Here is a 21,724-nt window from a genome sequence, read left to right as displayed (position 1 = left end):
TGCTGATGCCGCTACGTAATTCGTTTCGGGGCGATAGTGTTTTGCGGTAAGATGCAATCATCGATTGTTTTCGACGTTCCCAGGTCCACTGTCCGGAAGCCCCGTCCCATGGCATTGACGTCTCCCTATTTCCGCAACGTGCCGCAGCTCACCGCAGCGTCCACCAACAGCCCTTGGCTCGGCAGCGGGTCAAGCGGTCATGGAGTGCATCTGGTTCAGTTCGGGTTGATTGACCTGGGGTTTCCCATGCCAAAATCCGTTGGTGGAACGGGGCTCAGTCCGGATGGGGTCTACGGCAGTGAAACCGTGCAAAAGGTCAAGGAGTTCCAGCGTTCAACGCATGGCGGAGCCCCGATCAAGGACGACGGCGCCGTCGGACGAAATACCATGGCCAAGCTGGACCGGGCGCTCGCGTCCTTCACTCACAAGGTTCGTGTGCACATCTTTGTCGTGGTGACGCCGGATGCTCCGGTTGCAACTGCGGAAACGACCGCGAAGGAGCTTTACGGACATTACGGTATCAACTTCGAGGTTGCTTCCATCCAGTCGCTGGCATTGACCGCTGCCGAGGAGACGGAGTTTTCGCAGCATGGCCTCTTGTTTGCCCGGATGAAGGAACTTGCTGAGGCGCATACGTCCGTCAGGATCCGTCCGAATGAAATCATGGTGTTCTATATCCGTCGCTTCAATCCCGACACGGATCTGGCCCTGTCCAAGGCCAACCACACGGGTGCCGTTACCCGAATCAAGAAGAACGCGGATGCCAGCACACTTGCCCATGAGGTCGCCCATAATCTGATCGACAGTCCACGGGGTGTGAGCGAGCATGTGGCACACAAGCAGAACATCCTGGCGACGCTGCCCCGGACCACGCCCTTTGTGCTGAGTTTCGAACAGATTCAGCAGATGCGGCGCAACATTCGGCTGTTGCGGGCGTGACGACGGATGATTGAAGGCCAAGGTCATCTGGTCAGCATCGTTAGCGGAGGCTAGCATCCGGCAGTTCAAACTGATCCATCTTTGACAGAGAGACCCGCATGCACGCCTTCCTGCCGTTCAATCTAGACGACATCGTTCCCGAACAAGATGCGCCAGCACCGGAAAAGGTTATTGCGGGCGATCCTAAGTTTACCACCTGGTTGGTTGAAACGACGGACAACGAGACCCTGTTCTCGGGCGTATGGGAAGCAACACCGGGAGCCTGGAAAATCTCTTATGACGAATGGGAGTTCTGTTCGATCCTTACCGGCAGGTCGGTGCTGACCGACAAGGACGGCGTCACCCGGGAAATTGGCCCCGGAGACAGCTTTGTCCTGCAGCCCGGTTTCTCCGGAACCTGGGAAGTCCTTGAAACCACTCGCAAGCTTTTTGTGATCCGCCTGCCGTCTTGACGCAGGCATTCCAGGAGCTGAGCAACGTGACTTTTCAGGATTAGCTGCGAACGCATATGAGCACGTACCCTGACCTTTTGGAGTTCGGTAAGGTCAGGGTAGATTGCAGCGCTATTGTTTGGGGTACCTCAACAGCATCGTGCTGCTCGCAACCTGATGAGGCTTTTGAGGCAGCTGAAGAGAAACCGGGAACGGTGTTACCCGGTTTGCTTTTTTCGGTCAGATTACTTCTGCGACTGAAAACCGGCAGGTTCTGTCAGCAAAAGGATGACGAACACCAGAACGGGTGTCAGCACCACGCTTGCCAGGAAGCAGCCGAACGAACCAAGCCGTGTGTCCCGACCGCGGTAACCGACCAGGACACACAAGAGCAGATAGATGACCAGTGGCGCGACAAACATCAGGCGGCTTCCGACTTCTCTTCCGCGATGTCTTCGCCCTTCTTCACCATCTTCTTGAAATGCTCCTTGTAGGCAGCTGCGTCGAAACTCAGGAAATCTCCACCCGTTTCAAAATGTTGCTGGAACACCTTGCCGACGGCAAAGGTGAAGGCACCAAGCGTAGCGCCTGATCCGACGATACCGAGCGCAGTGCCGAGCACGGGAATGGTCTTCATGAAGCTGGTGGCAATAAAGGTTCCTGCACCGACACCGCCGAGACTTCCCAGAAGCGTGGTTACTGCAGTTCTTGCGCGATTTTCCGAGAATGGCACGTCATAGACGGCTGCCAGCTTGCGGATGAGGTTGAGCTGCGTTCCGATTGCGGCGACAAGATCGAAGATCGGAACTGGAATGAGGCCGGTACCTGTACCGACGATGACATGGTCCCGAATGATCTTTTCGGCTGCCAGCGTGCGTTCTTCCGGGGTCAGCGGAGCACTTTCGGTCTGAGCCTTGCCGTCTGCCAGCTTTTCAGCTGCATCAACAGTGTCCTCAGCTTCTGATTTTGCGGAACTTGTGCGAGTGGACTTCGTTGTCATTTCACAGTTTCCTTCCTTCAGCGTCGCAGCTCCCCGCTGCTTACTCTACGTGAGCGTAGCTTGAGTGCGGTCCGATTTCAATCTTACAATCAGCGCGGTATCAATTGTCAGTTTGCGGCTTTTCCGTGTTTTGATCATTCGAAGCAGGCGCGGTCTCACCTGACGTCGTGCTTTCGCTTGATGTACTGTCGCCGGTCGAATTTTCGTCAGGCCTCAGCTGTGTCTCCTGATCCTGAGATGTATCTGCCTCTGCTGTAGGAGCGTTCGGGAAAAGCTGTGGCAGGTTATCAAAATCAGGCAGTCGGTAGCGCTGCGGATTAACCGGAGCGGGCGCTGGTAAATTCGGCTGGTTTGCAATGTCGCTGCCCAGGATGAGCGGAAGCTGATCTTTCCCGCCACCGACGATCACGATCTTGCTGTTGTTGGACTTGGACAGTTCGACGGTCGCTTCAATTCCGCGCCAGGTCAGCAGTTGCGGCGTCAGGGCATCTGCAACAATCGAGTAGAATGTCTGGTAGCCGATGGCGTCGATCCGCTTGCGTTCCGCTTCCTTGCGGGCCTGCTCCAGCACGTATTCATAGGCGAGGGCGTTCTGTTCCTCGGTCAGCTTACGTGAAATCGCCTGATTGATTTCCTTCGGCAGTTCGATCCGGCGAATGATAACCTGGTCGAAGACGATGAGATCCTGATTGTTGGCTTCAATGGTCTCCATGACTTCCTTTTCGAGGCGCGTCATGTCGACCTGATAAAGCTCATGAGGGTCGTATTTGCCGATCACCGAGCGAACCGCTTCCACGGCGGTCGGGCGGACGAAACGGTCGGCGTATTCCGGCCCGATCGCCCGGTGCAGTTTGCCGGCATTATCCGCCTTCGGGTAATACAGAACCGAAATATCGGATGTGATGCGCAAGCCGTCCGCTGCCAGGCCGTGGACCGTTTCATCCTGTTTCTGGATGCGGACTTCGTACCGGTAGATGCGGTTCCACGGCCATTTGATGTTGATGCCTTCGGGATAAACAAACCTGGTTTCGGTGCCGACGGTGAGGGTTCTGAACAGGACGCCGACTTCACCCGGCCCGATGACGAAGAACGTCAGCGGCCACAAGACAATCGAGACGAAGCCGAGCAGCAGCAGATAGGCGATGGCCTTGTCGGTCCGGCTCATCCTGTGGATCTTGCGCGGCTTCTTTTTCGGCTTACCAACTTCGACGTCGTCTTCCGCAACGCTCATTCAGCGCTCCCAGGAATTGAAACGGCTCCGCAGCTCGTTAAGGTGACCTAGCGGCCAAGAAACGCATAAAAACAAGAACTCTCAATGCTTTCCGAGTAGTCTTGTCTGCGTCAATTGCAGCACAGTTGCAAGAAAACAACTCTGTGGCAAGCGTGTTTCTTGAGCTAGGCAAGAGCCAAAGAATTTGCTTAAGTTGTGTTGTGTAGCGTTGCGTCACTACAACGTATGGTTAATTTCACGGTTTGTGAAACCAAGATCGAAACAGACTATGGGAGTGGTGAGTGTCAGCCAGCACAGGGTCATTCAGTTTCGATCGCAAGGACCTTAGCCGGTTCCTTTTTGACCTTTACGATTATGAGCCAAGGCTCTTGCGCAAGCTGATCTCCGCCAGGCCCTACGTCTGCCCATTCGAAGAGATGGAGCGGCATGTTCCAGCAAATGCAAAGGTTCTGGATGTAGGCTGCGGCAATGGCGCGTTGCTGGCGATTCTGCTGGCATCCGGAAGGATAAGCGAAGCAACCGGCTGCGATGTCCACGAAGGCGCTCTTGCCTCGGCCCGCAAGGCAGCGGGGAGAATGGGGCACTCAGCGGAAGTATCCTTCCTGCAAATTGACAGCTTCGCGGAGCTGCCGGACGACTGCTTCGATGTGGTGACCATGGTCGACGTGCTGCACCATGTTGCCGAACCTGAACGGATGACGGCTGTTGAAGAGGCGATCAAACGAGTCGGTCCCGCAGGAGTGTTCCTTTTCAAGGATATGGTCGAAGCACCTTTCTGGCGCCGCCTGGCCCACAATATCGATGACCTGATTTTTTCCGGTGAATGGGTGAAGCAGGTGAAAACCGCAGAAGTTGAGAAGCAGGTAAGGGCTGCGGGCTTTGAACTGGTCGAGAGTCTCGAAATACCAAGGGTCTTTTACGGCAACACCCTGAGGGTTTTTCGAAAAATTTAGTAAACGTCGAAAAGAGATATGTTGAACGACGAATGTGAATAAAAATTAACTTATCTTCTGCGAAAAATTCGTGAATTGTTTTTTATTGCCGTTAGGTCATGAGAATGAAAAGTGAGTAGGTAGCGAATTTAAACGATCGATTACTTTGCTAAAAACCGGTCTTGGGGGGTGATTTGAGTTCTGGTGTTGCAAATCGTCATATGTTTCTGGCCGGGTATATTCTGGTGCCTGGAAGCCATTTCGCCGGCATGTGGCGCCACCCGTACAGCGAAACGGATTTCTGTGATCCCGATCTCTTCAAGGATACGGCGGTCACATTGGAACGGGGCGGGTTCGACCTCGCATTCATTCCAGAATCGCTCAGCGTGACAACCGGACTGAACGACAACTACGAAACCTTTTTGAAACACGGTGCGGTTGGTGCCATCCGCCATGACCCGAACCTGCTGGTTTCCCTCATGGCCTCGGTAACGCAGTCGCTCGGTTTTACGGTCACGCTATCGACCACCTACATGGAACCTTATCATCTGGCCCGTACGCTCAGTACGCTGGACCATTTCAGCAGGGGCCGGATCTCGTGGAACGTCGTGACCTCCGCTGGTCCGAGCAACGGGCACAATTTCGGTCATTTCCCAAAGCTCATTTCTCCCGAAGCCTATGACAGGGCAGAAGAGATCCTGGAGATCTGCCGCAAGCTCTGGAAGTCCTGGGAACCGGACGCGCTGGTAAGTGACAAGGGGTCCGGGCTTTACGCGGACACCGGCAAGATCCATCCGATTGATCACGAAGGCGAACGCTTCAAGCTCCGAGGTCCCTTGTCACTTCCCGCCGGACCGGACGGTGAACCGATCCTGATGAGTGTCGGCGTTTCTCCGCGGGGTCGCGATTTTTCCGCCAAATGGGTTGATGTCGTTTTCGCCATTCAGGCAGATGCCGAGGGCATGTCGGAACTGCGTGCAGATGTTCGCCGCCGGGCTGCAGAGATGGGGCGCGACCCGGAGAAGATATTCCTGCTGACGGCGGTGCAGCCTGTGATCGGTGAAACCGAAGCCATTGCAAAAGCGCGGGCCGAATATCTGGACGAGCTGATCCATCCGGATGTCGCCATCGCCTTTCTGTCTGGCATGATCGGCGTCGACGCGACAGGGTTCGATCCTGATACGCCAATCGACAAGGTGTTGGAGAGTTCTGGCAAGTCGCCAAACAAGGCGGCTGTCGATGGCGGAGCCGCATTTCCCTGGTTGGAGAGGATCCGGGAAGAGGACAGGGGAAGGCTCTGGACGCTTCGCGACATTGCCATTCGGATGGCACGGAGCACGTCGACGCCGCGTCTTGTCGGAACGCCGGAACAGGTGGCCGATCAGCTTGAGAGCTATTTTACAAGCGGCGCTTGCGACGGCTTCGTGATTACCCCGACCCACTTTCCCGGAAGCTTTGACGAGTTTTCCCGCTCCGTCGTGCCAATTCTCCGCCAGCGAGGGCACGTACGGCCGGCGGGGCACGAACCTTTGACACTCAGGCAGCGCCTCGGGCTGCAAGGCTGACGATATTTCAATTCGGTTTCGGCCGGACAGGCAAAACAGAAACGGCAATTCTTCGACGGAGTTGATCTCAATGACATCCCGCGAAAGTGGTTTCCAGACAGCAAGGGCAAAGGCTGCCTCAGGCAGCATTGCGCGTCCGGATGCCAGCCATTTGCCGTTGGAAGCAACATCGGACAATGAGAACGCTTCTGTTCGCGCACTTTTTGCCAGGCAAGTGAAGTCGGGGCCCCGCGAGACCGCACTGATACTGCCGGATAGGGTTCTGACCTTCGAGGAACTGGACCGGAAGGCGAACCGTGTCGCGTGGTACCTCATCGGCCGGGGTATCGGGCCTGGCAAGATCGTGGCACTCGGCTGTGCTGCCGGGCCGGACCTCGTCGTAAGCCTGCTGGGCGTGATCAAGACCGGAGCGTGCTACATGCCGCTCGATCCGACCTATCCTCGACAGCGTCTGATTGACATGCTTCAAGACGCAGAACCGGATCTGATCCTTGCGGAACAACCGGTCGCCGGCGTCGTTGAGGCGGCTGGTCAGACAACGCGGGCGGTCTTTCTTGGAAACGGTTCGCTGAGCCGGGAAATCGCCAGACAGCCTGATATCGCACCTGTGGGTGGTGATCTTGTTCGCCGGCTGACGGGCGATGATCCTGCCTATCTGGTCTATACGTCCGGTTCCACCGGGCGGCCCAAGGGCGTGCTGGGACGGCAGGCCGCTCTTGCCAACAGGCTGGCCTGGATATCGGAAGCCTTGCCCTTCGCGCCAGGTGAGCGAACGCTGTTCAAGACCTCATTGAACTTCATTGACGGGTCGACCGAGCTGTTGGGCGCCTTGTGCAATGGCTGTGCGGTCGTCCTTGCAACCGGCAATGTTTCCGCTGACCCAAGGCGACTGGCAGAGACGGTGGCGACGTTTGCCGTCACGAGGTTGACCGTTGTGCCGAGCCTGCTGGCAAGTCTTCTCGAGGACGACCGTTTGCCAGACTTGAAGGGCTGCCGGACCTGGGTCACGAGTGGCGAGCCTCTACCATCAAGTCTCTTGCAAAAATTCTGCGAGAAACTGCCAGACGCCCGCTTGTTCAACTTCTACGGTGCGTCAGAAGCTGCGGGGGACAGCCTCTGGGCGCGATGTGATGCTGACGGGAAAATTGCCATCGGCAACCCTATACGGGAAACAGTCGTCTACCTGCTCGACGATCTGCTTCAGCCCGTGTCCAACGGGGAGACCGGTGAACTCTACATAGCCGGCACAGGTCTTGCTCTTGGATATCATCGCCAACCGGACAAGACCGCAGAACGGTTCGTAGCTTCGCCGTTCGGACCCGCTGGTGCCTTGCTTTACAGAACAGGCGACGTTGCGCGGCGAATGCCTGACGGTGGTTACGAATATCTGGGGCGTTCCGATCATCAGGTGAAGATTCGCGGCGTCCGTGTCGAGCCGGGAGAGGTCGCAGCAGCCCTGGACAGATTGCCGGAGGTTGCCCGTTCGGCTGTCGTTGCGAAGCGACGTGACAACACGGACGTCTATCTTGCTGCCTATGTTGTCTGGGAAGTGGGAGCCGACACAAATGTCGCAAGGCTTATGGCCGCCTTGGCAGAAGCTCTCCCTCCAGCCTTTCTGCCGTCGGCGATTATGGCTCTCGATGCGCTTCCGCTCACACCCAATGGCAAGTTGGACAGGGCAGCGTTGCCGGATCCGGTGCCGACGGCTGGGCGGAGCGCAAGCGGAACGCAGAGCGACCTTGAAACCGCAATCTGTGAGGCATTTACAGAGCTGCTCGGCGTCCACTCGGTTTCAGTACAGGATAATTTCTTTCTCCTGGGTGGGCATTCACTGCTGGCCGCTCGTCTTGCATATCGACTGAGAGACCGTTTTGGCGTGCAGATTGCGCCGGGCGAGATTTTTGACGCGCCGACATCGGCTGCGCTTGCCCGTCTGATAGGGGCAGCGAAACCATGTTCCCTGAAACAGAAATCCGTTGCGCGACCCGACAAGGTTCCGCTGTCTTCTGCTCAAAAGCGTCTCTGGTTCCTGCAGCGGCTTCACCCGGAAGATACTTCCTACAATCTGGCCTACCGCTTCCGGCTTTCCGGCGCTGTCGATCCGTCCGTTCTTGGGCAAGCCTGGTCAGACGTTATCGACAGGCACGAGGTCTTGCGGACCGTTTATCCGCAAGACGGGGCCGGAGCGCCGTATCAGGAGATCCGTACGGGTTTCGTATCGGAGGATGTCATACGGATTGTTTCAGTACCGGCAGCTGAAGGCCGGTCAGAACTCTCCCGTCAGTCTTCCAGGCCGTTCGATCTGTGCAAGGACCTGCCGGTAAGAGTGTCGATCGTTACGGACGAAGATTTCAATCCCGAACCGCAATGCATGATGCAGATTGTCGTGCATCATATCGCGATTGACGGTGGCGCCCTGCGCCCATTGCTTGCCGACTTCGAGACGGCCTTTGCGGCGAGAATGAGCGGCAATGAACCTGTCTGGCAAAAGCCGGCAGTCCAATATGCCGACTTCGCAAGTTGGCAGCATACCCGGCTGTCCGAGGCAGCAGAACAGGAACTTGCCGCTCGTCTTGCCGAAGCAAGCGAAGACCTCGCAGGCGCTCCGGATTGCGTTGATCTGCCTTGTGCCGAAGGGCAACGAAAGAATACCTATTGGCAAGGCGACGGAGTAGCCGTCGCGATCCCGCCAGAGCTTCATTGCAAGCTTGAGCGACTGGCAACGGAAACTCGGACCAGCCTGTTCATGGTACTGCAGACTGCGATGGCTGCGACCTTGTCACGGCTCGGCGCTGGGGACGACATCGTCATCGGAACGCCTGTCGATGGCCGCCCGGACAGCTCTTTCGAAGAAACCATAGGCCTCTTCGTCAACATGCTGGCGCTCCGGAGCGATCTTTCCGGCAGACCGACCTTTCGCGCGTTATTGGCCGATACGCGTCAGCGGAACCTTGCCGCCTATTCCCGCCGGGACGTGCCATTCGAGCTCGTGGTCGACAAGGTCGCTCCACGCAGGGACCTGTCCTTTCATCCGGTGTTCCAGACCGTTCTGGCGCTCGATATGGCAGGAGCGACTGTTCTTACCTTGCCAGGGTTGACCTGCGAAGTTGAAGACGTGCCTGTCGAAGCCTCAAAGTTCGATCTTTCCTTCGACCTGACTGCTCATCGCGACGAGGTCGGAGGTGCAGGAGGTATCGACGGGCGGATCGAATTCCGGACAGATCTCCTGGATCGGGAGGTTGCGGGCAATATTTCCCGGCGTTTCATCGATCTACTTCGCGCAGCCGTGGAAAATCCGGACAAACGGATCGACCACCTCATGATTGTCGATCCCGACGAAGCGTCACGCCTTGCCGCCTTGTGCGAAGGCAAGCAGGTCGAAAAAGCTGCGATCGAAATGTCTTTGCCCGAGCGGTTTCGTCTGCTGGCCAGGGAAAAGGGCGAGAAGGTCGCTCTCTCCAGCCAGACCCGCATGCTTTCCTATGCAGAGCTCGATGCATTGTCGGACCGCGTTGCGCAAAACCTCCTCCGCCGGGGCGTTGCACCCGGGGCGCGGGTCGCGGTCCTGATGGACCGTTCCATTGATCTTGTCGTCGCAACGCTCGCGATCGTGAAGGCAGGTGGGGCATATGTTCCCTTGAACAGGAACGATCCTGCCAACAGGCTTCAACAACTCGTTGCCGACACCCGGGCCCACCTCGTGCTGACTGACAGTGAAGACGCGATATCAGTCAGTTTCAATGATGCACCCTGCGTTCCTTTCAGCCACCTGCAAGTGGCGGCGGGAAAGGAGACCTTACCGAATATCACCAATGGACAGATCGCCTGCGTTCTCTTCACCTCCGGCTCCACAGGCAGGCCGAAGGGGATCGCGATCAGCCACCGCAATATTCAGGCCCTCGCGCTCGACGGATGCTGGCCGGAAGGCTCTCATGAGCGGGTCTTGCTGCATTCGCCCTATGCATTTGACGCTTCGACCTATGAAATCTGGACACCGCTCATGTTGGGGCAGGAGCTTTTCGTCGCGCCGCCTGGCATTCTCGATGCTGAAACGATTGCGCGGCTGGTCGAAGAGCACAAGGTATCTGCGGCCTGTATCACGACACGTCTTTTCAACATCATTGCAGGTGAAAAACCCGAAGCATTCAAGCCTTTAAGGTCAGTGCTGATAGGTGGTGAGGCGGCTTCCGCAGAAGCCTTGCGCCGGGCAACGGCAGCTTCGCCTGGTACGCGGTTCGTCAATGGCTATGGCCCGGCAGAGGGCACGACCTTCGTGACCTGGCACGCAATGCACACGCTGGAGAAATCCGCGCACAAGGTTCCCATCGGGTTGCCGCGCGACAATTGTAGCGTCCGAATTCTGGATGACCGCCTGCAACCTGTCGGTATCGGCATGGTGGGCGAGCTTTACCTGGCCGGTGACTGCCTGACGCTTGGCTATCTCGACCGGACCGGTCTGACAGCCGAGCGCTTCGTTTCCGATCCCGCGGGGCCCGCAGGCAGCAGAATGTATCGCACCGGAGATCTGGTGCGCTGGCGCAGTGACGGCTTGCTGACCTTCGTCGGACGTGCCGACCACCAGGTCAAGATCAATGGCTTCCGTATCGAGCCGCAGGAAATCGAAAACGCTATCGGTAGGCAGTCGGACATAGGCCAGTGCACGGTGATCGTGCGTGAAGACAGGCCCGGGGAAAAGAAACTAGTTACCTATGTGGTTGGTACGGGGATAGGAGAACCAGATCTTGCAGGCTTGCGAAAAAGGCTTGCCGAGACACTCCCTGCATTCATGGTGCCAGCCCATTTTGTTCTTCTGGAACAACTTCCTTTCACGACCAATGGCAAGTTGGACATCAAGCGCCTGCCTGCGCCTGAAATTCACGGCGATGGAGCGAAGGTACCTGCGGGGCAAACCGAGACCGATATCTGCGCATTGTTTGCTGATGTTCTTGGTCTGGAAACCGTAGGGCCTGCCGACAACTTCTTCGCACTTGGCGGCGACAGTATTCTCTCCATTCAACTGGTCAGCCGAGCACGGCGAGCAGGGCTGGTGTTTTCGGCAAGAGATGTCTTCAGCAACAAGACCCCTGCAGAGCTGGCAACGGTTGCGCAAAGGCAGCAATTGCCGGAGATCGGAACTGATCTCAAGTCAGGATGGATCAGCGAGGAAGATCTGAGCATTGTCAGCAGCCGCTACGGCGGTTTGCTATCGACGGTGTGGCCGTTGACGGGCCTTCAGTCTGGTTTGCTGTTTCACGCCTTGATGGACGCTGAGACGGGCGAGGACGCCTACAAGGTGCAGACGGTGGTCAGCCTGGATGGCCCGGTGGATGTGCAGCGTCTTGAGGCGAGCCTTCAGGCTCTCGTTGCCCGGCACGCTCCCCTGCGGGCAGTCTTCTGCCACGAAGGCCTGAGCGATCCCGTTCAGGTGGTCCTGTCGAAGGTCGAGCTGCCGTTTGTGCAGGTGGACTTGTCCGAGGACGCAGATCCGGAAGCGGCGCTGGAGCGGTTTCTCTTGGAAGACAGGGAGATCCGTTTCGACCTTGCTCAAGGTCCATTGCTGCGTGTCTGCCTCGTAAAACGTCCGGATGGCGGTGCCTGGCTGGTGTTGACCAATCACCACATTCTTCTCGACGGTTGGTCGTTGCCGGTGCTGATGCGGGAGCTGAAGGAGATTTATGAAGCCGGCGGGGCAGGGGTTCTGCCGCCAGTAACGCCGTTTGACCGGTATCTCGGCTGGCTGCAGCAGCAGGACAAGACGGCTGCGAAAGCGGCCTGGCAAGAAGCACTGTCCGGTCTGGAGGAACCGACCCGGCTGGCGGCCTCTGTCTATGGCCAGTCTGCAAACACGTCCTCCGGCTCCTCGTCTGCTGAAGGCAGTGCGGTGCTGCGCTTTGACGATCTCCTGAGCGAGGACGCAACCCGGTCATTGGAAGGCCTGGCCCGCACGCTGGACATCACCTTGAACACGGTACTCCAGGGCGCCTGGTCGGTCGTGCTTGGCCGCATCTGTGGGCGGGATGATCTGGTCTTCGGCACGACGGTCTCCGGCCGACCTGCCGAGATCACCGGCGTCGAAACCATGGCGGGCCTCTTCATCAACACCGTGCCGGTGCGTGCCAAGCCTGTTCCGGCAACATCCGTCAGCAGCTTCCTGAAGGAGCTGCAGTCCCGTCAGGCCGCACTTCTGCCGCACCAGCATCTGGGGCTGCCGGAGATTCAGGCAGAAGCGGGACTTGGAGACCTGTTCGACACGCTGGTGGTGTTCGAGAACTATCCCTTCAGCGACGAGACCCATGAGGCTTCGCCGGATGGCCTGCGGATCAGCGGTGTCGAGGTGCATGACCAGACCCACTATCCTTTGAGCCTGATGGTCGTTCCGGGCAAACGGCTGCTGCTGCGGCTGGATTGCCGGGAAGAACGGATCGGTGCAGACCTTGGCCGCAGTCTCCTGGGGCAGCTGTGCAATGTACTGGCGCAGATGGTCTCCCGTCCGGAAGCGCCGCTGGGATCTCTCGAGATGCTGCCGGCTTCCGAAAGAAAGGCTGTGCAGGACCGGTGGAACGGAACACGGCACGCCTTGCCGGAAGGGGATCTGACGGAGCTTGTCTCTGCAACGGCTTCCCGGTTTGGAACGCGGGAAGCGGTTATCGGCAGCACGGAGCGGCTGACCTATGCCGAGCTTGAGGTACGGGCAAACCGGCTGGCGCATCTTCTGATCCGGCGCGGCATTGGTGCTGAGGACCGGGTCGCGATTGCCTTGCCGAGACGTCCGGACATGATCGTGGCGCTGCTGGCGGTGCTGAAAACGGGCGCCGCCTATCTGCCGCTGGATCCGGACTATCCGGCAGCCCGCATTGCGATGATGCTGGACGATGCCGCACCGCGTCTTGTGATCTCCGAGACGGCAACGGCAGCCGCCTTGACGGACGGTGCGCCGACATCGGCGCTTCTGCTGCTGGATGCCGAGGCGACCGGTGTCGAGCTGGCTGCAATGTCCGCTTCGGCCCCGACCGATGCCGACCGGAAACAGCCGATTGATCCCGCGCACCCGGCCTACGTCATCTACACGTCCGGCTCGACCGGTAAGCCGAAAGGTGTCGTCGTTACGCGCGAGGGGCTTTCAAATCTCGCCTATGCCCAGATCGAACAGTTTGCGATTTCGGAACAGTCTCGGGTCGCGCAGTTCGCATCCTTTAGTTTTGACGCCGCCTTTTCGGAAATCGCCACGGCACTGGTCTCCGGTGCGGCTCTTGTGATCTGGCCAAGACAGGCATTCACAGATCCCGCAGCCTTGAAGACATTCATGTATGCGCAACAGGTAACGCATATCACGTTGTCGCCGAGCCTCTTGAGCGTGATGTCGACGACAGACCTTCCCGAAGGTTGTGTGCTGGTAACGGCCGGTGAAGCCATCAGTGTGCCGGAAGTTCGCAGATGGTCTGACCGTTGTTGCCTCGTCAATGCTTACGGCCCTACGGAAGTGACCGTGTGCGGTTCCATGAGCTTGCCGCTGACACCTGTTCAGGAAGTCGATATCGCGCCCATCGGGTTGCCGATCTGGAATTCCAGCCTCTACGTACTTGATCAAACGCTGCAGCCCGTCCCGAACGGCGTGGCGGGGGAACTGTACATCGGCGGTGCCGGTCTTGCGCGGGGCTATCAGAACCTTGCGGATCTGACCTCTTCCAGATTTGTCGCCGACCCGTTCGCCGGTGCCGGACGGCGAATGTACCGAACAGGGGATCTCGTCTATCGGGCGGAGGACGGCAACCTCTTTTTCCTGGGCCGCAGTGATGCGCAGGTCAAGGTCAGGGGACGACGTATCGAGCCGGGCGAGATCGAACGTGTGCTTCTGGAACGTAGCGATGTCGCCCAATGTCTCGTGAGCGTCTACAGCGACCGGAAGGGCGCTTCGAGGCTTGTTGCCTATGTGATCGGGCAGGAAAGATCGGATCCAAGTGCAGAAGAGCTGCAGCGCTATTGCGCCGACCGTCTGCCGGATTATATGGTTCCGGCACAGATAGACCTCTTGCCCTACTTGCCAAGGCTTCCGAACGGCAAGATCGACAGGAAGGCCCTGCCGGCACCGAGCCGCCCGCAAAGAGCTGAAGAAACAAGACGGCAGTCTCCCGCAGAACAGGCGGTAGCCGCCGCTTTTGCCGAAACGCTCGGCATTTCACCTCCCGCGCTCGACGACAGCTTCTTCGGTCTCGGCGGCGACAGCATATCGGCAATCCGGCTTGTTGGACTGTTGCGTCGAAAGGGTCTCAAGGCAACACCGAAAGACGTCTTCGATCACAAGACGGTTGCAAAGCTTGCGAGCGTGGCAAGGACGTTTGAAGGACCGGAAGTCAATGAACTGAAGGAATTCGAGCCAGATACCGTTTTGCCGACGCCAATCCTGCGCTGGTTTGCAGAACTGGGTGGTCCCGCCGACGGCTTTTTCCAGTCGACCTGTCTGATGCTTCCGAAAGGGGCAAATGCCGAATTCCTGCAAACAGCTCTGGGGGCAATCGTCCAGCGGCACGGGATGCTGCGGGCTCGAGCGAACAAGACTACGCCGGCGATGAAGATTGCCCCGGTTGCCGAGTTCACTGATGTTTTCCCTGTCAAGCACATCAGCCTGAGTGAGATCGAAAATGAAAACGGGCTGAAAGATCTTCTGGAAGAACAGCATACCGCCGCAGTTGAGGCCTTGTCTCTTTCGCGAGGCAAGGTGTTCAGTGCCATCTGGTTTGACCGTGGCCAGATGGAGCCGGGTCTGCTTCTGCTTGTGGCGCACCACCTGGTGATCGATGGTGTCTCCTGGCGCATCCTGAGCGACGATCTTCGGACAGCTTGGGACGATTGGTTGGCCGACCGCCCGATCAGCCTGGAACCTGAAAGCACTTCTTTCCCAGGGTGGAGCAGGCTGCTGCAAGCCGATGCGGCCTCCGATGCGCGCGTATCTGAAGAGGGGTACTGGAGCGCGCTTCTTTCATCCGGCACTGAGCGCTTTCTGGAAGGTGATCTGGATCGCATGCTGGATACGGTTCAAACGTTGAACTCTCTTGCTAGCCTTCTGAGCGCTGAGGAAACCGAGCAGATCCTGACCCGACTGCCTGCTCTTTACAGCTGCGGACCGCAGGATGTGCTTCTGGCGGCACTTGGCCTTGCCGTTGGGGCTTTCAAAACTTCCAGGTCCGGAAAACCGGGTGGGCCGATCCTGTGCGATGTCGAAGGGCATGGACGCGAAGCGATTGGAGACGTCGACCTCAGCCGAACTGTCGGCTGGTTCACTAGCGTCTTCCCGGCACGGCTGGAGGCCACGAAGGCAGGGAATGGAATTTCCGGTATCTCCGACGCGGACCTGAAGCAGCTCATTATCGAGATCAAGGAGCAAGCCTCCGTACGTCCCGATCATGGCCTTGGTTATGGAATGCTGCGGTATCTCAACAAGGAGACCTCCGCCAAACTTGTGAGTGAAAACAAGGCGCAGATCGCCTTCAACTATCTCGGTCGTTTTCCGGCGGGCGCTGGTGGTGCTTGGAGCGCGGCGCCGTTCTTTGGTGGAATGCGGGGCGGTTTCGATCCGGCAACACCGCTTGCTCACATGCTTTCCATCGATTGTCAGGCGATCGAAGAGGAAAAGGGCTTTTGCCTCCACACCGAGTTCGGGTTTGCCAGCAGACATTTTTCGGAAAAAGAGACCGCTGAATTCAAGACACTCTGGGAAGACGCTCTGATCCGGCTGGCAGCACACGGTGACTGGTCGAAAGCCGGTGGTCAGTCGCCTTCGGATTTCCCGCTGGCTGCTGTTTCGCAGGACGATGTCGACTTGCTTGTTGAACGCTACGGCGGTTTGTTATCGACGGTGTGGCCGTTGACGGGCCTTCAGTCTGGTTTGCTGTTTCACGCCTTGATGGACGCTGAGACGGGCGAGGACGCCTACAAGGTGCAGACGGTGGTCAGCCTGGATGGCCCGGTGGATGTGCAGCGTCTTGAGGCGAGCCTTCAGGCTCTCGTTGCCCGGCACGCTCCCCTGCGGGCAGTCTTCTGCCACGAAGGCCTGAGCGATCCCGTTCAGGTGGTCCTGTCGAAGGTCGAGCTGCCGTTTGTGCAGGTGGACTTGTCCGAGGACGCAGATCCGGAAGCGGCGCTGGAGCGGTTTCTCTTGGAAGACAGGGAGATCCGTTTCGACCTTGCTCAAGGTCCATTGCTGCGTGTCTGCCTCGTAAAACGTCCGGATGGCGGTGCCTGGCTGGTGTTGACCAATCACCACATTCTTCTCGACGGTTGGTCGTTGCCGGTGCTGATGCGGGAGCTGAAGGAGATTTATGAAGCCGGCGGGGCAGGGGTTCTGCCGCCAGTAACGCCGTTTGACCGGTATCTCGGCTGGCTGCAGCAGCAGGACAAGACGGCTGCGAAAGCGGCCTGGCAAGAAGCACTGTCCGGTCTGGAGGAACCGACCCGGCTGGCGGCCTCTGTCTATGGCCAGTCTGCAAACACGTCCTCCGGCTCCTCGTCTGCTGAAGGCAGTGCGGTGCTGCGCTTTGACGATCTCCTGAGCGAGGACGCAACCCGGTCATTGGAAGGCCTGGCCCGCACGCTGGACATCACCTTGAACACGGTACTCCAGGGCGCCTGGTCGGTCGTGCTTGGCCGCATCTGTGGGCGGGATGATCTGGTCTTCGGCACGACGGTCTCCGGCCGACCTGCCGAGATCACCGGCGTCGAAACCATGGCGGGCCTCTTCATCAACACCGTGCCGGTGCGTGCCAAGCCTGTTCCGGCAACATCCGTCAGCAGCTTCCTGAAGGAGCTGCAGTCCCGTCAGGCCGCACTTCTGCCGCACCAGCATCTGGGGCTGCCGGAGATTCAGGCAGAAGCGGGACTTGGAGACCTGTTCGACACGCTGGTGGTGTTCGAGAACTATCCCTTCAGCGACGAGACCCATGAGGCTTCGCCGGATGGCCTGCGGATCAGCGGTGTCGAGGTGCATGACCAGACCCACTATCCTTTGAGCCTGATGGTCGTTCCGGGCAAACGGCTGCTGCTGCGGCTGGATTGCCGGGAAGAACGGATCGGTGCAGACCTTGGCCGCAGTCTCCTGGGGCAGCTGTGCAATGTACTGGCGCAGATGGTCTCCCGTCCGGAAGCGCCGCTGGGATCTCTCGAGATGCTGCCGGCTTCCGAAAGAAAGGCTGTGCAGGACCGGTGGAACGGAACACGGCACGCCTTGCCGGAAGGGGATCTGACGGAGCTTGTCTCTGCAACGGCTTCCCGGTTTGGAACGCGGGAAGCGGTTATCGGCAGCACGGAGCGGCTGACCTATGCCGAGCTTGAGGTACGGGCAAACCGGCTGGCGCATCTTCTGATCCGGCGCGGCATTGGTGCTGAGGACCGGGTCGCGATTGCCTTGCCGAGACGTCCGGACATGATCGTGGCGCTGCTGGCGGTGCTGAAAACGGGCGCCGCCTATCTGCCGCTGGATCCGGACTATCCGGCAGCCCGCATTGCGATGATGCTGGACGATGCCGCGCCGCGTCTTGTGATCTCCGAGACGGCAACGGCAGCCGCCTTGACGGACGGTGCGCCGACATCGGCGCTTCTGCTGCTGGATGCCGAGGCGACCGGTGTCGAGCTGGCTGCAATGTCCGCTTCGGCCCCGACCGATGCCGACCGGAAACAGCCGATTGATCCCGCGCACCCGGCCTACGTCATCTACACGTCCGGCTCGACCGGTAAGCCGAAAGGTGTCGTCGTTACGCGCGAGGGACTCAAGAACCTTCTGTGTTGCCTGAGTACCGAGCTTCGCCTTCTGCCGCAGGACAAGGTGCTCAGTGCGACCACGATCGGGTTCGACATTGCCGGGCTTGAGCTCTACGGCCCGCTGCTGGTTGGTGCAGGCGTAGTGCTGTTCGAGGGCAACCAGCGCGAAGCGGACCGTCTCCATGACTGGATCAAGCAGGAAAAACCAACGGTCATGCAGGCAACGCCATCGCTCTGGCGGTCGCTTCTGGAGGTTGGGCCACTACCGCGTTTGCAGGTTCTTGTGGGCGGTGAGGCTCTGGACGGCGGACTAGCGTCGCAGCTGCAAACCGCAGGGCCGGTGACGAATGTCTATGGCCCGACCGAGACAACGATCTGGTCTGTGAGCGCATCTGTTCGCCCTGAAAGTTCGGGCATTCCGTCTATCGGGCAACCTTTGTGGAACTCGCAGGTCTACGTACTAGATGAGACCCTTCAGCCTGTCGCCGACGGTATTTCCGGCGAACTCTACATTGGCGGGCTTGGACTCGCACGTGGCTATCACGGGCGTTCGGACCTGACGAGCGAACGCTTTGTTGCCGATCCGTTTGCAGCCCATGGAGCGCGTATGTACCGGACCGGGGACACGGTCTATCGCAGAAGCAACGGTGAGCTTGTGTTCCTGGGACGCGGAGACAGCCAGGTCAAGATTCGAGGCCATCGTATCGAGCTTGGCGAGATCGAGGCGACCATCGCATCGATGACGAATATTGCGCAGGCGGTGGTCTTGGACCGGCCGGATGGAGCGCGAGGTTCTTCGCTCGTTGCTTATGTTGTTCCGGAAGAAGGGGCTGAACTTAACACTGAAGAGCTTCGTTCCGTGCTCCAGCGAAACCTGCCTGACTACATGGTGCCTGGCGCTTTAATCGTACTCCCGGAATTGCCGCTGACACCAAATGGAAAGCTGAACCGTCTGGCGCTGCCGGATCCTGTCTGGAAACAGGGAGAAACAAGTCCGGCAACACTCCAGGAAACGTTGTTGTGCAATCTCTTCGCTGAACTGCTGCCCGGCGTAGTACCGGGACCGGAAGACAGTTTCTTTGACATGGGGGGGCATTCGCTGCTCGCCGCACGCCTGAAGGCACTGATGAAGGAACGCATGGGCCTGGACGTCAGCCTTCGAGATATTTTCGAAACACCAACGGTGCGCGGTCTGCTGTCGCTCCGGCAAGGTCGCAAGACCGGTTTGCTGGAGCCGGTGCTGCAGATCCGGCGGGCAGGATGTCAGGCGCCACTATTCTGCGTTCATCCGGGCTTCGGTCTTGGTTGGACGTATGCCGGTCTTGCTTCCGTCCTGCCAGCCGATGTCCCGATCATCGCCCTTCAGGCGCGCGGCTACATCGGCGAGGCCGTTTTGCCTTCAACGCTGAACCAAATGGCGGCCGATTACGTCGCAAGTGTCAACAAGGTGGCCAGCACGGGCCCGGTTCGGTTGCTTGGCTGGTCGTTCGGAGGGCTGGCTGCCTTCGAAATGGCACGTCTTTTGGAAGAAAGCAGCAGAGACGTCGAGTTCCTGATGCTTCTGGACAGTTATCCGATGCACGAAGGAGACCCGTTGCCGGATCTTTCAGATAGTGGAGCGCGCGGTGCGTTCCTTGAAATGATCGGCTTCGATCCGCATGGACGAGTACCCGAAGACATTACCTTTGAGGATGTCCGGAGATTTCTGGAAGACAGTGCCCATCCTCTGGCAGACCTCAGCCCAGTCGACTTCAACAACATGCTGCGGATCGCCCGAAACAACGCGCTGCTCGCACATGGCTATCGGCCCAAGACGTTAAACTGTCCCCTGGTGCATTACGCTTCGAACGATACGAAGCGTATGCTGGGTGTTGAGGCCGATCCCTGGGAAAACCGGACAAGCGGACAATTCGAGGCGCACGCACTCGACTGTACACACCATGAAATGACATCGCAGCAGGCCCTTTGTGAAATCGGTGAGGGGCTGAATGCTTTGATGAACCTTGGCGATCAGCCGTTCAGGCAGGCCGTTGCGGAAGGGAGACTAAAGAATGTCGGTTGATATCCTCAATCCCGTGGAACCGGAACACGCTGTGCAGCGCGCGACGCCCATGACCGGCGCGGAGTTCATCGACAGTCTCCAGGACCAGCGCTGTGTCTATTTCAATGGAGAGCGGGTGACCGACCTGACGGGTCATCCTGCCTTTCGCAACTCGGTACGATCCCTGGCACGGCTTTACGATGCCCTGCACCAGGACCACGACAGCGGCACCAATATCCTGACCGCACCTGCCGATGCCGATCCAACCGGCTACACACACCGATATTTCAAGGTGGCCAGATCGGCAGAGGACCTGCTCGGGCAACAGAAGGCGATCGCGGAATGGGCGAAGCTGAGCTATGGCTGGATGGGGCGCTCACCGGACTACAAGGCAGCCATCGTCAACACGCTGGACGCCAACGCGGCCTATTACGGGCCTTTCGCAGACAACGCGCGTTGCTGGTATCATCTGGCTCAGCAGCGCACCTATTTCATGAATCATGCTGTGGCCAATCCGCCGATTGACCGGGCGAAGCCTTTCAGCGATGCAAAAGACATCCTGGTTCACGTTGTCAAGGAAACAGACGCGGGGCTTTATCTTTCAGGTGCAAAGGTCGTCGCGACTTCGGCAGCACTTACCCACTACAACTTTCTCAGCCATCACGCGGTCTCGGAAACCAACGAACCGCCTACGGCCTTCATGTTCTTTCTCGACATGTCGACGCCGGGTATCAAGCTGATCTGCCGGAATTCCTACGAATATGCGGCGAGCCAATCCTCGACGCCGTTCGACAGCCCGCTGTCTTCCCGCTTCGACGAAAATGACGCCATCCTCGTTCTCGACAACGTTTTCGTGCCCTGGGAGAACGTGCTGGTCTATGGGCCTGCACACAAGCCGATCGACTTCCTGATGGACACGGGCTACCTGCAAGGCACCTGTTTCCACGGATGCACCCGGTTTGCGGTGAAGCTGGACTTTCTCGCCGGTCTACTGACCAGGGCGTTGCACATCACCAGTGGTGACGAGTTTCGCGGAAATCAGGTTCTGCAAGGGGAGGTGATCGCCCTGCGTCACCTGTTCTGGTCGTTGTCGGATGCAATGGCCCGGACACCAGAAGCCTTTGCAGACGGTGCTTTCCTGCCGGGACTATCGGCCGCGCAGGCCTATCGCGCGCTTGCGCCCGATGCCTACGGTCGTGTGAAGGAGATTGTCCAGAAGATCGTCGCGTCCGCGCTGATCTATCTGCCGTCTTCCGCAAAGGATTTCCAGAACCCTGAAATCGACGGTTATCTGGAACGGTACGTGCGCGGCTCCAACGGCGTCGGCTACAAGGACCGTATCAAGCTGATGAAGCTGCTGTGGGACGCCACGGGCTCGGAATTTGCAGGGCGTCACGAGCTTTACGAGCGCAATTATGCCGGCAATCATGAAGAGGTGAAACTGCAGCTTCCTGCAATCGCACGGCGCGACGGTTCAATGGACCAGATGCTGTCGCTTGTTGACCAGTGCCTTGATGATTATGATGAATTCGGCTGGTGCAACACGGCGTGGAAAGACTGACGCGCAAGGTTGGGAGAGACGGCGATGACAAATCCATTCGACGATCCGGACGGCATTTTCCATGTGCTGGTGAATGACGAGGAACAGCATTCTCTCTGGCCCGAATTCGTGCCGATTCCCGATGGCTGGCGGTCGGTATTCGGCCCCGGCAAGCGGCAGGACTGCGTGGACTATGTCAACGCCAACTGGACCGACATCCGCCCGAAAAGCCTTCGGGATGCTGCCCTGAACTGACATATTTCTCAAGCGGTGATGATCCACCTGGAGCGCCTG

At 58.6% G+C, this 21,724-nt stretch carries 10 protein-coding genes; 7 read left to right on the top strand and 3 right to left on the bottom strand.

From position 1 onward, the window contains the following. Positions 1-108: 108 nt before the first annotated feature. The gene (locus ACP90_RS16505; RefSeq protein WP_023004111.1) at positions 109-939 is read left to right on the top strand and encodes a peptidoglycan-binding protein; all 831 of its coding nucleotides are present in this window, start codon (positions 109-111) and stop codon (positions 937-939) included. A 98-nt stretch (positions 940-1,037) separates the two neighbouring features. Beyond that, positions 1,038-1,391 (top strand): cupin domain-containing protein, encoded by a 354-nt coding sequence (locus ACP90_RS16500; RefSeq protein ID WP_062488971.1) that lies wholly within the window; start codon positions 1,038-1,040, stop codon positions 1,389-1,391. A gap of 224 nt (positions 1,392-1,615) precedes the next feature. Here the strand turns inward: ACP90_RS16500 and ACP90_RS28545 are convergent, their stop codons facing one another. From ACP90_RS28545 to ACP90_RS16490, 3 genes are all read right to left on the bottom strand, one after another. After that, positions 1,616-1,792 (bottom strand): hypothetical protein, encoded by a 177-nt coding sequence (locus ACP90_RS28545; RefSeq protein ID WP_023004113.1) that lies wholly within the window; start codon positions 1,790-1,792, stop codon positions 1,616-1,618. Beyond that, positions 1,792-2,370 (bottom strand): DUF697 domain-containing protein, encoded by a 579-nt coding sequence (locus tag ACP90_RS16495; RefSeq protein WP_023004114.1) that lies wholly within the window; start codon positions 2,368-2,370, stop codon positions 1,792-1,794. Before ACP90_RS16495 ends, ACP90_RS28545 begins: the two co-directional genes overlap by 1 nt. Before the next feature lie 100 nt (positions 2,371-2,470). After that, the gene (locus ACP90_RS16490; protein ID WP_023004115.1) at positions 2,471-3,601 is read right to left on the bottom strand and encodes a prohibitin family protein; all 1,131 of its coding nucleotides are present in this window, start codon (positions 3,599-3,601) and stop codon (positions 2,471-2,473) included. Positions 3,602-3,969: 368 nt separating this feature from the next. On the opposite strand from ACP90_RS16490, the gene ACP90_RS16485 reads away from it, so the two are divergent. The 5 genes from ACP90_RS16485 to ACP90_RS16465 all read left to right on the top strand — a co-directional run bounded on the left by ACP90_RS16485 (position 3,970) and on the right by ACP90_RS16465 (position 21,685). Next, positions 3,970-4,554, top strand: coding sequence for a class I SAM-dependent methyltransferase (locus tag ACP90_RS16485; protein ID WP_062488970.1), 585 nt, complete (start codon positions 3,970-3,972; stop codon positions 4,552-4,554). 200 nt (positions 4,555-4,754) lie between these two features. Further along, complete coding sequence (locus ACP90_RS16480; protein WP_062488969.1) at positions 4,755-6,098, top strand: NtaA/DmoA family FMN-dependent monooxygenase; 1,344 nt, start codon at positions 4,755-4,757, stop codon at positions 6,096-6,098. A gap of 70 nt (positions 6,099-6,168) precedes the next feature. Further along, entirely contained in the window at positions 6,169-19,911 is a 13,743-nt protein-coding gene (locus tag ACP90_RS16475; RefSeq protein ID WP_062488968.1) for a non-ribosomal peptide synthetase, read from the top strand. Continuing rightward, a complete protein-coding gene (locus ACP90_RS16470) occupies positions 19,901-21,451 on the top strand; it encodes a 4-hydroxyphenylacetate 3-hydroxylase N-terminal domain-containing protein (RefSeq protein WP_062488967.1) in 1,551 nt (516 codons plus the stop codon). The genes ACP90_RS16475 and ACP90_RS16470 overlap by 11 nt, the downstream gene beginning before the upstream one ends. Before the next feature lie 24 nt (positions 21,452-21,475). Then, complete coding sequence (locus ACP90_RS16465) at positions 21,476-21,685, top strand: MbtH family protein (protein ID WP_022999502.1); 210 nt, start codon at positions 21,476-21,478, stop codon at positions 21,683-21,685. Positions 21,686-21,724: the final 39 nt, after the last annotated feature.

This window comes from Labrenzia sp. CP4, from assembly GCF_001579905.1.
GTDB classification, from domain to species: domain Bacteria; phylum Pseudomonadota; class Alphaproteobacteria; order Rhizobiales; family Stappiaceae; genus Roseibium; species Roseibium algicola.
This window is presented reverse-complemented; position numbering and strand designations above follow the sequence as displayed.

Bases quoted from the DNA above. Each gene is read 5' to 3' on its own strand.
- ACP90_RS16490 (WP_023004115.1), bottom strand. From the start codon at position 3,601: ATGAGCGTTGCGGAAGACGACGTCGAAGTTGGTAAGCCGAAAAAGAAG.
- ACP90_RS16470 (WP_062488967.1), top strand. From the start codon at position 19,901: ATGTCGGTTGATATCCTCAATCCCGTGGAACCGGAACACGCTGTGCAG.
- ACP90_RS28545 (WP_023004113.1), bottom strand. From the start codon at position 1,792: ATGTTTGTCGCGCCACTGGTCATCTATCTGCTCTTGTGTGTCCTGGTC.
- ACP90_RS16465 (WP_022999502.1), top strand. From the start codon at position 21,476: ATGACAAATCCATTCGACGATCCGGACGGCATTTTCCATGTGCTGGTG.
- ACP90_RS16505 (WP_023004111.1), top strand. From the start codon at position 109: ATGGCATTGACGTCTCCCTATTTCCGCAACGTGCCGCAGCTCACCGCA.
- ACP90_RS16475 (WP_062488968.1), top strand. From the start codon at position 6,169: ATGACATCCCGCGAAAGTGGTTTCCAGACAGCAAGGGCAAAGGCTGCC.
- ACP90_RS16495 (WP_023004114.1), bottom strand. From the start codon at position 2,370: ATGACAACGAAGTCCACTCGCACAAGTTCCGCAAAATCAGAAGCTGAG.
- ACP90_RS16480 (WP_062488969.1), top strand. From the start codon at position 4,755: ATGTTTCTGGCCGGGTATATTCTGGTGCCTGGAAGCCATTTCGCCGGC.
- ACP90_RS16500 (WP_062488971.1), top strand. From the start codon at position 1,038: ATGCACGCCTTCCTGCCGTTCAATCTAGACGACATCGTTCCCGAACAA.